Raw genomic sequence first — 13,933 nt, 5'->3', positions numbered from 1 at the left:
CACATTCGGATCATCCACTGCCGACATACGCGAGAACCGCATCCGGCACGCTGCGGCCGGCCGCATGCCGTTCGGACACCAAATCACGGAGCATCTGCAGCAGCTCGGGGTTGCGACGCTGCTCAAGGCCGACGATGCTGTTGATCAACGCTCCGGTGAACACGCATTTCACCACCATCTGATTCCAGGCAGCCTCATCAAAATAATCGAACGGATACGGGTTATGGCAGGCAATTGCCTCGAACACCGGTCCGATCGACGAGCGCACGCCTTCGCGCGCCCGGTCATGGAGCTGCCGGCCGGCCGGAAAGACCGCGAAACCCTTCAGATAGGCCACGTGCTCTGTGACCTCGGCTGTCGTGCACAGCCGGTCGATGCGCGCCGCAAAGGGCTGATCATCGCCGCGATATGTGGCAATGAGGAGGGCGACGCGCGCCGCCTCGTCAGTGCCCCACAGGCGCGGCTGCCAGCCGGCGCGCAGTCGCTGCGCTGCCAATTCATCGTCGGGGTCGAGTGTCAGATCGGTGCGGCCGACCTTGCGTCCCACTAGACCGAGCGAAAGCGCTAGCCGTCGCACGTCGACGGTCGTGCGCTGGCGTTCGAGTTCGGCCGCGAGCCAGCCCATTGCTTCGGGCGAGAGCTGACGGGAAAGCCAGCGCAGCAGAAGCGCCATGATCGATGCAGGTTCGGCACTGGTCGGGCCACGCGGATCCATTGTGGTCTCCATCGCCAGGGCGTCAGGTCCCCGCGATATATCGTTGTAGCAAGACGGTGGCCGCGAAGCCGGCAACCGCCAGCAGGGCCGGCGCGCTCGCACCGGCGCTCGCGATCAGTGCGGCATCAACCAGCGAGACGCCGGCGATGAGGGCGGCGACGGCACGCGAGACGGCTCCGGGCGCGGGCCGTCGCGCCAGGAGGTAGACCGCGGCGGTCGTCCAGCAGATCAGAGCGATATAGATCACGGCTGACAGCGGCCCCCGAGCGAGTGCCGGCAACGCGATGATCATTGGCGCTGAAAGCGCAGCGAGTGGCCAGAGATTGCCCACACGGTCGAGACTCTCTTGCCTGGCGGCGTAGGTCAGGCCGGTGATGTAGGCGAGAAGGGCAAGCGAAGCGATCACAACAAATTCGGGGATACTGCCCGTCGTCGCAGCGGCGGCGCCGAGATAGACCAGCATGCGGCAGGCACCCATCATCACCGGAGCAACAGGATTGCCTTTGTGGAACAGATCGTATGCGACGATGAGCGCGGCGAGCCCAAGGCCACAGATCGCGGCTGCCAAGCCGATAGTGGCCAGCAGTGCGACGCCCGCGGCGAGCAGGCCGAACCCGATGACCGCGACAAGGTCCGCTGCCACGTCTCCGGCTGGGATCGGCCGTCCCGGGCGCTCGCGCGCATCGATGACGCGATCGAAGTAATCGTTGAGATACATGCCCCCGACATAGAACAGCGACATCGCCACCAGCACGATGCCAGTTCGGCCGTCGTGCCACGCCCCACCGGCGAGCACCGCCCCGGTGAGGACGTTGGTCCACACCGTCGGCAGGTTTGACACCCGGCCAAGCGTCAGCAGAGCCGTCACCGACAGGGGGCGCTGTGCCGTCATCGCCATCAGGACAGCTCCTCGAGCACCCAGAGCATCTCGCGCGCGATCGCATCCGCCCGGCTCGACTGGCGCAGCTCAGGCGGCAGCACATCCCACGTATAGGTTTCGACCTCGAAATGGGGTGCGACAAAGGCCGACTTGGCGGCAGCAAGCGCCGCCTTCAGCGTCGGTTGCGTCGAATGAAAGCCCCCGGCGATCTCCAGGAACACGGGCACGTGACAATGGACGCGCCACTCGCCCCCGGCCTTTCCGGCGCGCAGCGCCGCAAACGCGGGCTCCAGGTCGACATAGCGAACCAGCGAGCCGTTCCGCCGTTGTACGACCTGATGCAGGTAGACGCCGTCATTGAACGCCGTGAGCGTTCTTTCGGTGTTGGCATCGATCTCGGGCACTCGCAGCGCCGAGCTCAGCTGCAGCTTTCCGATCCGGATGCCGGCTTCGCCGAGCTGCGCGAAGGCGCGCGCCGGCTCCTCGAATTCCACCGCACCGTGGCAGACGTCATAGCAGACGCCGAGATGGCGCCGCAGCGCGTCGTGCGCGGCGGCGGGCGACGTGCCTGTCTGGTCCGCAACGATTGCGGCGCTGGCATCAGTGTGGAGATGATCGCAAAAGAACGCGATCGTTTCCTCGACGGTCTCAAGAAAGCAGCATGGCTCGGGCTCGAGGGCGAGCACGATCTCGCGGCCGGTTCGGCGCCGCAGTGAGACGAGCGTGGCAACGTGGCGAGCGAGCGCGTCGGCCATCGCCCTCGCGGCGTCTGGCCGCGCCGCCGCTACCGCCTTGAACGTCCCCGGGACCGTCGACACCGAGCCGACCATCCCGTCCGGCAGAAGCATCGCCAGGATCTCGGCGGCGCGATCGGAGTAGCTCAGCCGCTCCGGCGTGAGCCAATCCGGTTGATAGACATCCTCCTTCACGCGGCGCCCATGGAATGGGCCATAGGGAAAAGCGTTAATGGTGAAGACGTAGAGATTTTCGCGGCCGAGAAACGCGCGAAACTCGTCAAGCACCGCTGGCGCGCTCAACGCCTCGGCGGCGATCCCCGAGAGCCGAAGACCAAGTCCGAATGCACTGTGCGGCGAGACCCTTGCCTTGATGTGTGGGACATGAGCCTCGAGGCTCTGGCGCACCTCATCCCAGCTCTCGCCCGCGTGGATATTCGTACAGTAGGTGAGATGCGCGCCGCCAGATAAGTGACTGAGATGCATGAATGCCGTCCCTCTTATCGGGCACGTGCCTTGAGCCATGCGATAGCTCTTTCGATCCGTTCGTCGTCCATCGCATGGACTTCGACACCAAGCCCGATCGCTGCGAGAAGCGTGATGGTCAGCTCGCCGCCCAGATGCTCCTGGAAATCGCCGATCCCGGCGATGATGCGCCGGCGGCCACTCCCGTCCCTGAGGTCGAGCGCATCGTCCCAAAGCGTGAACCCGAGCGCCTGTAGCAGCCGGACAATGCGCGTGTCCTCGCCGTCCGGCAACAGGCCGGCGAGCACCGAATAGCGCGAGTCAAGCGCAATGCCGATCGCCACCGCCTCGCCATGGCGCAGGGTGTGGCGCGTGAGCGTCTCGAGCTTGTGGGCAGACCAGTGACCGAAGTCCAGGGGGCGCGCGGAGCCGCTCTCGAAGGGATCGCCGCCGCTCGCGATCTGGCGCATATGGAGCCTCGCGCAACGCCGCACCAGCGTCTTGAGCGCGTTCGGCTCGAAGGCCGCGAGCGCCGCGGCCTTGCGCTCGATCCAGTCAAAGAAAGCGCCATCGCGGATCAAGGCGACCTTGACGGCTTCGGCCATGCCGGCCCGCTTGTCGCGCGCCGGCAGCACGTCAAGAAAAGCCTGGTCGTTGATCACCGCGAAGGGCGGCGCAAAGGTTCCGAGCAGATTCTTGAGACCGAAAGCATTGATCCCGTTCTTCACTCCGACGCCGGAATCGCTTTGCGCGAGCACTGTGGTAGGGCAGCGGACGTGGCGCACGCCGCGATGGAATATCGCAGCGGCAAATCCCACCGCATCGAGCACGGCGCCGCCACCGATGGCAAGCGCATAGGACTGCCGATCGATATGCCGCGCCGAGAGGTCCTTGAGAACGGCCTCCACGCAATCGTGCTGGTTCTTGACGGCCTCGCCGCCCGGAACGATGACAATGTCTCCCACGAGCTCCATCGCGGCGGCGTGCGCGGCGCCATAGTCGGCGATGCGGCCTGCAAGCTGCGGCCATGCGATTGTCACGCCTTCGTCGATGAACACGGCGAGACGCTGAGGCCGGGCCAACGGGCCAGGCATCAGCACCTGACGAAGACACGGATTGCGCGGATCAAAAAGATCGCGCGTGAAATGGACCGGATAGTCGTATCTGATCGAGAACGTCTGCGCGAACGTTTCCGTCCGCGGAACGTCGGGTTCCGGGTCGAGCATCGACGCGCTCCTCCCCTCGATGCGCGCGAGCAGTTGTAGCTTTCTTTACGGACGCATCGAAGAGTGTAGTCTTCATCGCCACGCCTAGCCTGTCAATTCCCCTCGAACATCAAGAGACCGCGCGATGGTGTGCCAATGCGGAAGACGATTGTCATCCTTGTGGTCGGCCTGACGCCAAGCCATCTCGGGCCCAACACGCCACATCTGTCGACGCTTGCGCGCGCAGGTGCCGTGCGTCCGCTTGACACAGTGACGCCCGCGGTCACGTGTACCGTGCAGGCAACCTTCATGACTGGCAGCCTGCCGCGCGACCACGGCATCGTCGCGAATGGCTGGCTATTTCGCGACCTGCTTGAAGTTTGGCTGTGGCGACAGTCAAACCGGCTTGTTGCCGGGGAGAAGGTCTGGGAGGCAGGCAAGCGGCGCGATCCCGGGTTCACCACCGCCAATCTGTTCTGGTGGTATAATATGGGGGCGAGTCACGACGTCGGCCTCACGCCTCGGCCGATCTACAAGTCGGACGGGCGCAAGATGCCTGACTGCTATGCGCAACCTGCAGCGCTCCGTGAGGAGCTGACGCGCGAGCTTGGCGCCTTTCCCCTGTTCCAGTTCTGGGGGCCAGGGACCTCCATCGTATCATCGCGCTGGATCGCCGATGCGGCCCTGCATGTCAGGCGCACCCGAACCCCGACCCTGACGCTGGTCTATCTGCCGCACCTCGATTACGACCTGCAGCGTCTTGGGCCCGACGATCCTCGGACTGCAAGAAGTCTGCAGGAGATCGATGCTGTTGCTGGCACGCTCATCGCCGATGCCGAGCGGGAGGGGGCGCGGGTGATCGTGCTGTCCGAGTACGGGATCACGGCCGTCAGCATGCCGATCCACGTCAACAGAGCCTTGCGTCAGGCCGGGCTCCTGGCGGTGCGCACCGAGGATGGTGGCGAGGTGCTCGATATCCCGCAGTCGCGGGCGTTTGCGTTGGCGGATCATCAGATCGCCCATCTCTATATTTCGGAACCGACACTGATCGAGGAAGTCCGTCGCATCGTTGCGGCGCTGCCAGGCGTTGACGGCGTGTTCGACCGGCGCGAGCAGCACGCGCTCGGGATCGATCACGCGCGCTCGGGCGAGCTCGTCGCGCTGGCGCGCCCCGATGCGTGGTTCACATACTACTACTGGATCGACGATCGGCGCGCTCCCGATTTCGCCCGCCTGGTCGAGATCCATCGCAAGCCGGGGTATGATCCGGTCGAGCTCTTTCTCGACCCCGCCATCTCGTTTCCAAGGCTGGCGCTGGGTTGGCGCCTGGCCAAGCGGGCGCTTGGGCTGCGCACCGTCATGGACGTGATCCCGCTCGATGCCACCCTCGTGCGCGGCTCTCATGGGCGGATCGTGGACGATCCGGCACGCGGTCCGCTGTTGATCTCGAGCGAGCCGAGCCTCGTGCCGGATGGGCGGATCGCGGCGGCGGCGGTCAAAACGATCATCCTGGCGCACGTCTTCGATTGACGCCCGCGGACAAGGGCGCCCGTGCCTCGCCGATCTCGGCTGTACGCCCTGGTACGGCCGTCGATCGACTCCTACCGGATCGGCCAAATGCGGCAGCGTGGCTGACAGGCTATGAATCCCTACATGCCCTTGTCTTCATGTTCAAACGTCCCGGGTCATGCTAGATATTACGAGGCTGCTAATGAAGGGGTGACCGAAACGACTTCTCGTCGTCACGCCGCAGAAGCAACAAAAACGGAGGCGCGGCATGTCGCAACAATTTACCGCCTTCGAAGGAGCCACAGGATCGGGCGAGGCGCGGGAGCGCTCCGAACTCCTGTGCCCGTGCTGCGGCGCGCTCCTGTCGCTGCGGGGCCAGGACGGCGCGATGCGGCTTCAGGCCGACACACAGGGATACCTGATGCCGGCTGCAGCCGGCATCATGTTCATCGATCCGCATGCACACATGATCTCGCGCACCACCGCGGACTACGAGGCCATGGCGCGCGCCGGCGTGGTGGCGGTGATCGAACCGGCGTTCTGGATCGGCCAGCCGCGGACTAATCTCGGCAGCTATGTTGACTATCTCTCCAGCATTATCGGCTTCGAAAAATTCCGCGCCGGCCAGTTCGGCATCCGCCACTATTGCTGCATTGGGCTTAACCCGAAGGAGGCCAACAACGAGGCGCTGGCGGAAGCCATCATGGAGGTGCTGCCGCACTTCGCCGCGAAGGAAAGTGTCGTCGCCATCGGCGAGCTCGGTTATGACGAGCAGACCGCCCTTGAAGACAAATATTTGCGCCAGCAGATCGAGCTCGCCAAGGAGATTGATCTTCCCATCATGATCCATACGCCGCATCGCGACAAGAAACGCGGAACATCGCGGACCATGGACGTGCTCAGCGAGCACCGGTTCGACCCGGGCCGTTGCGTGATTGACCATAATAATGAGGAGACCGTCCGCGATGTGCTGGACCGCGGCTATTTCGCGGCGTTCTCGATCTATCCGCACACAAAGATGGGAAACGAGCGCATGACCGAGCTGGTCCGACAGTTCGGACCCGAGCGCATCATTGTCGATTCCGCCTGCGACTGGGGCGTCTCGGACTCGCTTGCCGTGCCGAAGACCGCCGCGTTGATGGCACAACGCGGCATTCCGGCCGCCACGATCCGCAAGGTCACGTACGAAAATGCGCTGGCCGCCTATGGCCTCTCTGGCGTCATGAAGGAGCAGGATTGGCTCAATCCGGCGCCCATCGACCAGCGCACGCTGTTTGAGGGTAACAGCGTGCTGCGCGGCGGCCAGACCCCGCGCATTGAGGCGCCCGTCGGTTCGCTCTCCGGTAACCTTACGATTGCCTGATCGGCGATCAGGGCACGCAGCGCCGCGCCGCCGGCATGTCCTCAATCCCCATGCGCGGGATCACTCCGTCGCCGCCGACAATGAGTGTCGCCGGGATCGGTAGCAGCCAGGCGTCATTGTCCTGGGCGGCGGAAACATCGACTCCGGCCGCGGCCATCATCCGCTCCATCCAAAGCAGCCGTGCCACCGGACGCAGCGCATTTGGGAATTGGCGTCCGATCGAAACCCTGCATAATGCGGCCGAAATAACCATCACGGCGCGTGCGCAATGACCGGAATCGCCCCGAGTATCGTGTCGTTCCTGTTTCTCGGCTTCTTCCTCGGGATGCGGCATGCGACCGACGCCGACCACGTGGTCGCCATTGCGACGATCGTCAGTCGCCAGCACAGCATCGCGGGCTCCGCGCTGATCGGTGCTGCCTGGGGCGTCGGGCACACCCTCACGGTTATGGCCGTCGGCGCTGCGATCATCGTGTTCGGGGTCGTCATTCCGCCACAGCTCGGCCTGTCGATGGAGTTCGCCGTCGGCATCATGCTGGTCCTGCTCGGCGTTCTCACCCTGACAGGGATGGGTCGCGCGGTCGGCACGGCCCACGTGCATGCGGGCGTCCCCGGCGGACATGGGCTCGACCTCCATGAGCACCCGCATGCGCATGGCGACTACGTGCACCGGCACCCGCACGGTCACGCCCCCCGGCGCCCACGGGCACGCCGAGGAGGACACGCCGCTGGCGCGGCTCGACCGCAGCGGGCTCGGCCGGCTCGCTTTCTACGAGTGGCTGCGCCCCTTCGCTGTCGGCCTCGTGCATGGCCTGGCAGGATCGGCCGCCGTCGCCCTGATGGTCCTGTCCATCATCCGCGAACCGATGGCCGCGCTCGGCTACCTGCTGCTGTTCGGGCTCGGCACCATCGTCGGAATGATGCTGATCACGCTGATCCTGTCGGCACCGTTCGCGTTCACCGCGGTCAATCTTCCGACATTAAATTGGAGGCTCCGCGTGGCATCGGGCCTGGTCAGCTTCGTCTTCGGGGTGGTCCTGATCTACGGCATCGGCTTTGCCGATGGCGGCCTGTTCAGCGACGCGCCGACCTGGCAGCCCCGCTGACCTGGCGGACGGCTTGGGCTCAGCGGCAAGCCATAAGTGTGCGCGCACAGGTCTGCTTCGCCGCCCGTACCGGTTGACCGCGGGAAACCGAGGGATAAAGTGTCGCAATAATAGAATGGAGGATGCGCCATTCAGACGATCGGCATGCCCGGTGCGCGGTCGTTGTTGCTGGCCGGCATCGTTCTGGTGCTCGCGGCATCCGTGGGTGCTGCGTGGCTGCACGAGATGCGGCCGCAGTCGGTGGTGCGACCGGCGGCGCAAACTGCCGGCACGCGAGCCGAGAAACCCCAACCGCCGGCATTGACAGCGGACGAGGAACGCTTCGCCACGGCCTTGTGGGCCGTCCACCGGGAGGCGACTCGCTCGGCGGTGGCAATGAGCTTTGCCGGCATCGCTTATCAGACCGAGAATCGGGACGCCCGCGCGCTCGCGCGGAGCATCGAGCCGCTGGCGAAATTCTTTCATGATGCTGAAATTGAGGTCCGCACCATGAGTCCGCCGCCTTCACTGTCAAAGACGCACGGGCAGTACGTCGAAGCATTGGCGCTCTACGCCAACGCTGCGGCCGAGATGCTGAAATTCATCGAGGACGGCGACTCGCAGCGTCTCGACGTCGCCCACCGGCTGGATGTGAGGGCCTCTGAAGACATGCTGCGCGTCGGCGAAGTGCTGTGGCCGGGACAATACAAGCCGCACTAAGTGGCAATCGGATCAAGGAAAAGAGACAAGCGCATTCCGATCTCAATCAGAATCTAACTGTAGGGAGGAAGGCAATGAGAAAACGCTCGTTAAGAATTCGTCCGTTCGCATGGACGGCTCTAATAGCGGCACTGGTTTGCCTCTTCGACGCGGCAGCGCAGGCCCAGCAACCGGTCTGCTCGGTATGGCTGATTGAGAGCAGCCGTTTCATGAAAGTACCGTTCGGAGCGTTCATGCCGGATCGCGCATTCGTGCCCGGCAGCAACAAGCCGGAGAGCAGCATTCCAACCGTCGATCTGCCGGTGAACATCGGCGTGATCAAGTGCGGCAATGAGTTGGTCCTCTACGATACCGGCTGGAAGCAGCAGGAATATCTCAAGATGACCGGGTCGGACCACTGGGCTCCGCTGCCCGACCAGCTGAAGGTTCTCGGCTTCAATGCCGCCGATGTTACGAAGGTGGTAATCGGACACGCGCACTGGGACCATGCCGGCCAATTGTCCGATCTGCCCAATGCCGTGCTTTACGTGCAACGCGAGGAGCTCAAGGCGATTGAGTGGGCGCTCAACTATCCGGAGCCGCACATCCGGGCGATCAACTCCGATCCCGGCGGCTGCTACCGTACCCCCGCTTGCGGCTACATGCCGCTCACAATCGAGGAGGTCTACGGCAAGGTGCTGAAGGGCAAGGCGGTGATCGTTGATGGCGAGATGGAGATCCTGCCCGGCGTGCGGATTCATCCGGCGTTTCGCGCCCATACGGCCGGCTCGCAGCTGCTTGAGGTGCCGACCGCCATCGGCAAGCTGGTGTTCGGCTCGGACGCGTTCTCGTCGTACGAGGCCATCCGCGATTGGATGACGGCGAACGTGCAGCAGACCGATACGGTCCAGCAGTTTCTCGCCTACGAGAAGTGCTACAAGATTACCGGCGGCTACAACAACTGCGTCTCCGCTCACGAGCCGCTGAGCTACACTGACAAATATCCGCTGACGAAGAATTCCTGGGAGGCGCTGAACGGCGGACGCATGGCCGAGATCACGCTGGCGCCGGGTGAAAAATCGCGCAAGCCATGACCCGTGTTGTCGGGGTGGGACCAGCCTCCCCACCCCGACCGCTTCATCTTGGGATTGGAAAAGAGCAATTCGGCCTGCGTCGGCTGACCATCTGGCTTGTCTGCGTGGCGTCTCTCCTGGCTAGCAGCGCGTCGGCGCATGACGCGAGCAGCTATGGCGGCGTGTTTCGCTCTCGCGATCTCGGCGCAGCCTGGTTGAATGCGGATGTCGGCCTGTTTCTCAATGCGGCGCTCGTCATTGCGGTCGATCCACGCGATTCGTCCCACCTGCTGGTTGGCACCGATCTCGGAATCCTGACTTCGCACAATGGAGGGCGGAGCTGGGCTCCGGAGGCGCGCGACGTCATCATCGGCGCGGTATTTGCGCTCGCCTTCTCGCCAGACGGCGAGCTGACCGTGTGTGCGGCAGCCAGCGGCGTGTTTCGTCGTGACCGGGAGGGTTGGCTGCGCGCCGAGATCCCGGGGTCCGCAATCCCGGCGCGGGCGCTGGTCGCCGGGCCGGCTAACCATCGTTTCTATCTGCTCGGCTGGAGGGAGCTGTTCGCGAGCGAGGACGGCGGCCGCACCTATGCGGTCGTGCCCCGAGTCCCAGAGATCGGCGAGATGACGGCGCTGGTGACGATCCCGGGATCGGCCGACATTCTGGCGGCCGTGATCGACGGACGGGCGATGATCAGCCACGATGGGGGGCGCGCTTGGCGCAACACCGGCTTCGGCGGCGCAGATGCGCCGGTCGACACGATCGCGACCGATGCCAGCCGGCCGCAACGCATCTGGGCGGCGGCGGGCGGCCGGATGGCGGTCAGCGACGATCTCGGCTCCGGTTGGCATTCCGTCGGACGTTCGCTGCCTGAGGCGAGAGCCAGAGTGCGCGGCATTGCAGCCAGCGCAGACGCGACGACCCTGGTCATCTCCTCCGATCGCGGAATCTATCGCAGCGACGACGGCGGCGAATCTTGGGCGCCGAAAGAAGACAACCTTCCAACCCATATCGAGTCCGGGCCCCTCGCCCGGGATCCAAACGATGCAGGCGTCATTTACGCGGTCTTCTCGCTGATGCCCTATGCGGAAGTCTGGCGAATGGCCCTCGAAGGCGGCAACCTGCTGGCGCGCATCGAACCGATCAGCCTCGTCGGCGGAGTCTCGTTCTGTGTGCTGGTGCTGATCGGCGGCTGTCTTGCGGCGCTACATCTGTCGCGCCGGCGCGCCGCCGCGCGTTCGCCGCGTTGATGCGCGTGGGAACCGAGGTTCGTACGGAGTGTGCCGCGAATGCTTGCGAACTTCAAAATCGGGACACTAACCGCGGCGCTCGGCATCGCGGTCCTGGCGGGAGGCGCGCTTCTGCTGGTCCGCGCCGTCCCGGAGGAAAAATTCGTCGAGTACCGCATGGACGAGCCGCAGGATGCGCCGATCGCGATTGCGGCGGGCATTGACGGCAGCATCTGGTTCACCATCGACCATGCCAATGCGATTGGCCGTCTGCGCAACGGCCGCATCGAGCGACTGCCCACATCGAGCCGCAACATCGAGCCGCTCGGGCTCGCCGTCGCGGCGGACGGCAGCGCCTGGTACACGGACCTCGCCGCGCGCGCCATTGCGCGCATCAGCAGCGTAGGCGAGATCGCACGGTTTGTGCTGGACACTCCGATCACTCGCCTCGGACGGCTTGTGATCGCGCCCGACGGCGCCGCCTGGTTCGCCGATCCGACCGGCTATGGCTTGAGCAAGCTGAAGGACGGAGTTTTTACCCGCTATCAGATCGGGTCCGCGCGCGGCGGACCCTATGGGGTTGCAGTGACGGCCGACGGCGACATATGGGCCACACTGCAGAACGGCAACCAGCTGCTCCACCTCGCCGTCGACGGCACCAGCAGGACATTCGACCTCCCGCGTGGCGGCGCCGTGCCGACTGACGTCGCGGTCGGCTCCGACGGCTCAGTGTGGTTTCTGCAGTTTCGCGCCAACCGCATCGGACGATTCAAGGATGGACAATTCTCGGATGTCGAGGCGGGTCCGGAAAATGCCGGTCTCAGCGGCATTGCCGTGGCTCCCAATGACGACGTCTGGTTTGGTATGATGCGCCGCGCGAGCCTCGGGCGGCTGCGCAACGGCCACATCGAGACCTTTGCGCTTCCCCGCGACAATGCCCGACCGTTCAGCATCGCCGTCGATCGCGACGGCAATGTCTGGTACGCCGACATCAGCGGGTTTGTCGGCATGCTGCCGGCCAGGCATGCGGTTGCGCCGTAGCCAATGCGGTGGATTTGAAATTCCAATCGGACTCGCGGCAAACCCAATAGGAATTCTAAATCCCCAGGAGTGCGGGTGCCGGTCTTCCGAAAAAATCATGCTCGAACAAAAAGGTAGAGCGGGATGCCACATCGAAGAAAGGCCCTCGCGCTCTAAACATTCAGCCCGCCGGCAACGCCGCCACTTCGGACGCGGCGCGGATGGTCAGTACCACGCCCATGCCGACGATCAGCAGGCTAGTGGCGATCTGCAGGCGGATCATCCAGATGCTGGCCAGCCAGTCGAGCACCTTTTCGCCGACTTTCGCGGCAACGATGCCGACCACCACGAGCGTCGCCGCGAAGCCGAGGCTGAACACCACGACCGTGACCAAGCCGAGCAGAACTTTTCCGCTCGACAGCGCGCCGAGCAACAGCGCCAGCGCGGCTGGATCGGGGAGCAGGCCGCCCGCAATACCCAGCGCCAGCAGCACAGGCAGTTTCGGACGGTTCTCGACCACGACGTCCAGTCGATGGGCGTGGACCTTGCCGAATCCGTGGCTATGCCAGGCCACAGGCTCGCCGTGCTCATGGCCACGCAGATGGTCGTGAGCATGGTGGTGATTGTGATCCCGCGCGCGGCTGGTGCCATCGCCCGGCTCGCCGGCTTCGCCCATGGCGAGCGCCACAAGATCGCGCTGCGCCCACAGCATCCATAGGCCGAGCACGATCACCAGGATACCGACCGCAACCGCCAAATAGGCTTCGATGCGCTGCGGCCGCAGCCAGGTCGAGCCGAGCGAGGCGAGCACGCCGACCAGCACGATCCCGCTGGTGTGGGACAGAGTGACGAAAATTCCAAGGATCACCGCGTCGATCGGCTTGCCGCGCGCGCCAACGATGTAAGCGGCCGCGATGGTCTTGCCGTGCCCCGGCGTCGCCGCATGCGCGGCGCCCGCCCAGAAGCTCGATGCGACGAAGAACAGGAATTCCCGCATTCAGGCAACCTTCACTGGCGGCCAAGGCGTTACTAGGCGTGGATAAGTAGCATATCGGCTCTGGTTATGCCGCTCATTGTCTCCGAACCGGCCCGAGATGCGCGTGATCCACATTGGCCCACCGTCGGCGCGTTGATAAGCGAGCCGGTTACCGTGGCTTTTTCCCGTAGCTTTTGACCGATCGCGCAAGAACGACAACTGCAGCGTGGTGCGGAGGAGGGGATACCCGCGGGCTATTCGTCTTGGTCCAGCGACAACTCCAATTTGGTCGTGTTCCACTGCGCGGGGTGTCTGCCACCATTGCGAGTGGGTCGCGGGCCTTTTGCCGGTCTTGGAAGAGTGGGTTGGACCGCCGCGGCGCCGACAGCCGACCTAACTTATCGCGCCGACAGGGTCACGCCGCGAATCTATCCGGGAAGCCACTTTGGAGCTCGTCCAGCAGCCTCTGCTCTCGCTCGATACGACTCCAATAGAATTCGCTCCTTCTCATTCCTGGCGCTCGCCAGCAGCATCGAATAGTGGGCGATGACCTTCTCGCTGCCGCGGATCAGTAGGGCTCGGGCCTCCGTCATTGCGCTGCCCTTGCGCGTGCCGGCGGAGTCGAACTTTTCGGGAGGCTAAACGCGACGGGGAAGGCTTTGGAAGCCAGCGCCTCAAGGGCGGTCTGCTTCTCCGAGAGACGCCGTTCGATGAACTGGCGCTCGAGGTCCGACAGCCTGGTCTTGAGCAGGCGTCGATAGCGGTGGATGTTGTTGCGGTGCGCACGGATACGGGCAAAATCTTCATCGAGCATCGTCGTCGCTCCTGACGGTCGTCACTGTCCTTTTCGACTAGTAGAAACGGGAAAAGAAGGTTCAGGAAGGAGGGCCGTTTCTCCACCGACTGCCAATACTCTTTGTGGAACGGAACTCAACGAGCTGGAATATGGACGCCGCTACGGACAGACCGTGCGGATGACC

General features: G+C 64.4%; 14 protein-coding genes. 7 read left to right on the top strand and 7 right to left on the bottom strand.

Annotated elements, in window-relative coordinates; translation table 11 throughout:
* Positions 1-10: 10 nt before the first annotated feature.
* Genes AC629_RS37385 through AC629_RS37370 form a run of 4 tightly spaced genes read right to left on the bottom strand, consistent with a single transcriptional unit; the run spans position 11 to position 4,020 of the window.
* A complete protein-coding gene (locus tag AC629_RS37385) occupies positions 11-715 on the bottom strand; it encodes an EboA domain-containing protein (RefSeq protein WP_084809746.1) in 705 nt (234 codons plus the stop codon).
* Between the two features lie 22 nt (positions 716-737).
* Entirely contained in the window at positions 738-1,613 is an 876-nt protein-coding gene (locus AC629_RS37380) for a UbiA family prenyltransferase (RefSeq protein WP_084809745.1), read from the bottom strand.
* Entirely contained in the window at positions 1,613-2,815 is a 1,203-nt protein-coding gene (gene eboE / locus AC629_RS37375; protein ID WP_084809744.1) for a metabolite traffic protein EboE, read from the bottom strand. The genes AC629_RS37380 and eboE overlap by 1 nt, the downstream gene beginning before the upstream one ends.
* A 14-nt stretch (positions 2,816-2,829) precedes the next feature.
* Positions 2,830-4,020, bottom strand: a complete 1,191-nt coding sequence (locus AC629_RS37370; RefSeq protein WP_084809743.1) for a 3-dehydroquinate synthase — start codon at positions 4,018-4,020, stop codon at positions 2,830-2,832.
* Positions 4,021-4,155: 135 nt separating this feature from the next.
* On the opposite strand from AC629_RS37370, the gene AC629_RS37365 reads away from it, so the two are divergent.
* Both AC629_RS37365 and AC629_RS37360 read left to right on the top strand, forming a co-directional pair.
* Complete coding sequence (locus AC629_RS37365; RefSeq protein ID WP_084809742.1) at positions 4,156-5,529, top strand: alkaline phosphatase family protein; 1,374 nt, start codon at positions 4,156-4,158, stop codon at positions 5,527-5,529.
* Between the two features lie 247 nt (positions 5,530-5,776).
* Positions 5,777-6,871, top strand: coding sequence for a TatD family hydrolase (locus AC629_RS37360; protein ID WP_245332110.1), 1,095 nt, complete (start codon positions 5,777-5,779; stop codon positions 6,869-6,871).
* A 7-nt stretch (positions 6,872-6,878) separates the two neighbouring features.
* Here the strand turns inward: AC629_RS37360 and AC629_RS47900 are convergent, their stop codons facing one another.
* Entirely contained in the window at positions 6,879-7,493 is a 615-nt protein-coding gene (locus tag AC629_RS47900; RefSeq protein WP_210419160.1) for a hypothetical protein, read from the bottom strand.
* Positions 7,494-7,506: 13 nt separating this feature from the next.
* On the opposite strand from AC629_RS47900, the gene AC629_RS47895 reads away from it, so the two are divergent.
* The 5 genes from AC629_RS47895 (at position 7,507) to AC629_RS37330 (ending at position 11,998) form a co-directional block, all read left to right on the top strand.
* Positions 7,507-7,977 (top strand): hypothetical protein, encoded by a 471-nt coding sequence (locus AC629_RS47895; protein WP_210419159.1) that lies wholly within the window; start codon positions 7,507-7,509, stop codon positions 7,975-7,977.
* Between the two features lie 165 nt (positions 7,978-8,142).
* Positions 8,143-8,676: a hypothetical protein gene (locus tag AC629_RS37345; RefSeq protein WP_143199747.1), complete on the top strand. Its 534-nt coding sequence runs from the start codon at positions 8,143-8,145 to the stop codon at positions 8,674-8,676.
* A 209-nt stretch (positions 8,677-8,885) separates the two neighbouring features.
* On the top strand, positions 8,886-9,749 hold the full coding sequence (locus tag AC629_RS37340; RefSeq protein WP_063707275.1) for an MBL fold metallo-hydrolase: 864 nt from the start codon (positions 8,886-8,888) through the stop codon (positions 9,747-9,749).
* A 104-nt stretch (positions 9,750-9,853) separates the two neighbouring features.
* On the top strand, positions 9,854-10,978 hold the full coding sequence (locus AC629_RS37335; protein WP_084809739.1) for a WD40/YVTN/BNR-like repeat-containing protein: 1,125 nt from the start codon (positions 9,854-9,856) through the stop codon (positions 10,976-10,978).
* Positions 10,979-11,017: 39 nt separating this feature from the next.
* Positions 11,018-11,998: a Vgb family protein gene (locus AC629_RS37330; protein WP_084809738.1), complete on the top strand. Its 981-nt coding sequence runs from the start codon at positions 11,018-11,020 to the stop codon at positions 11,996-11,998.
* Positions 11,999-12,158: 160 nt separating this feature from the next.
* Here the strand turns inward: AC629_RS37330 and AC629_RS37325 are convergent, their stop codons facing one another.
* Positions 12,159-12,974 (bottom strand): HoxN/HupN/NixA family nickel/cobalt transporter, encoded by an 816-nt coding sequence (locus tag AC629_RS37325; protein WP_084809737.1) that lies wholly within the window; start codon positions 12,972-12,974, stop codon positions 12,159-12,161.
* A gap of 568 nt (positions 12,975-13,542) precedes the next feature.
* The gene (locus AC629_RS37320) at positions 13,543-13,767 is read right to left on the bottom strand and encodes a hypothetical protein (protein ID WP_084809736.1); all 225 of its coding nucleotides are present in this window, start codon (positions 13,765-13,767) and stop codon (positions 13,543-13,545) included.
* Between the last annotated feature and the right edge of the window lie 166 nt (positions 13,768-13,933).

Source organism: Bradyrhizobium sp. NAS80.1 (assembly GCF_001908205.1).
Classification (GTDB): domain Bacteria; phylum Pseudomonadota; class Alphaproteobacteria; order Rhizobiales; family Xanthobacteraceae; genus Bradyrhizobium.
This window is presented reverse-complemented; position numbering and strand designations above follow the sequence as displayed.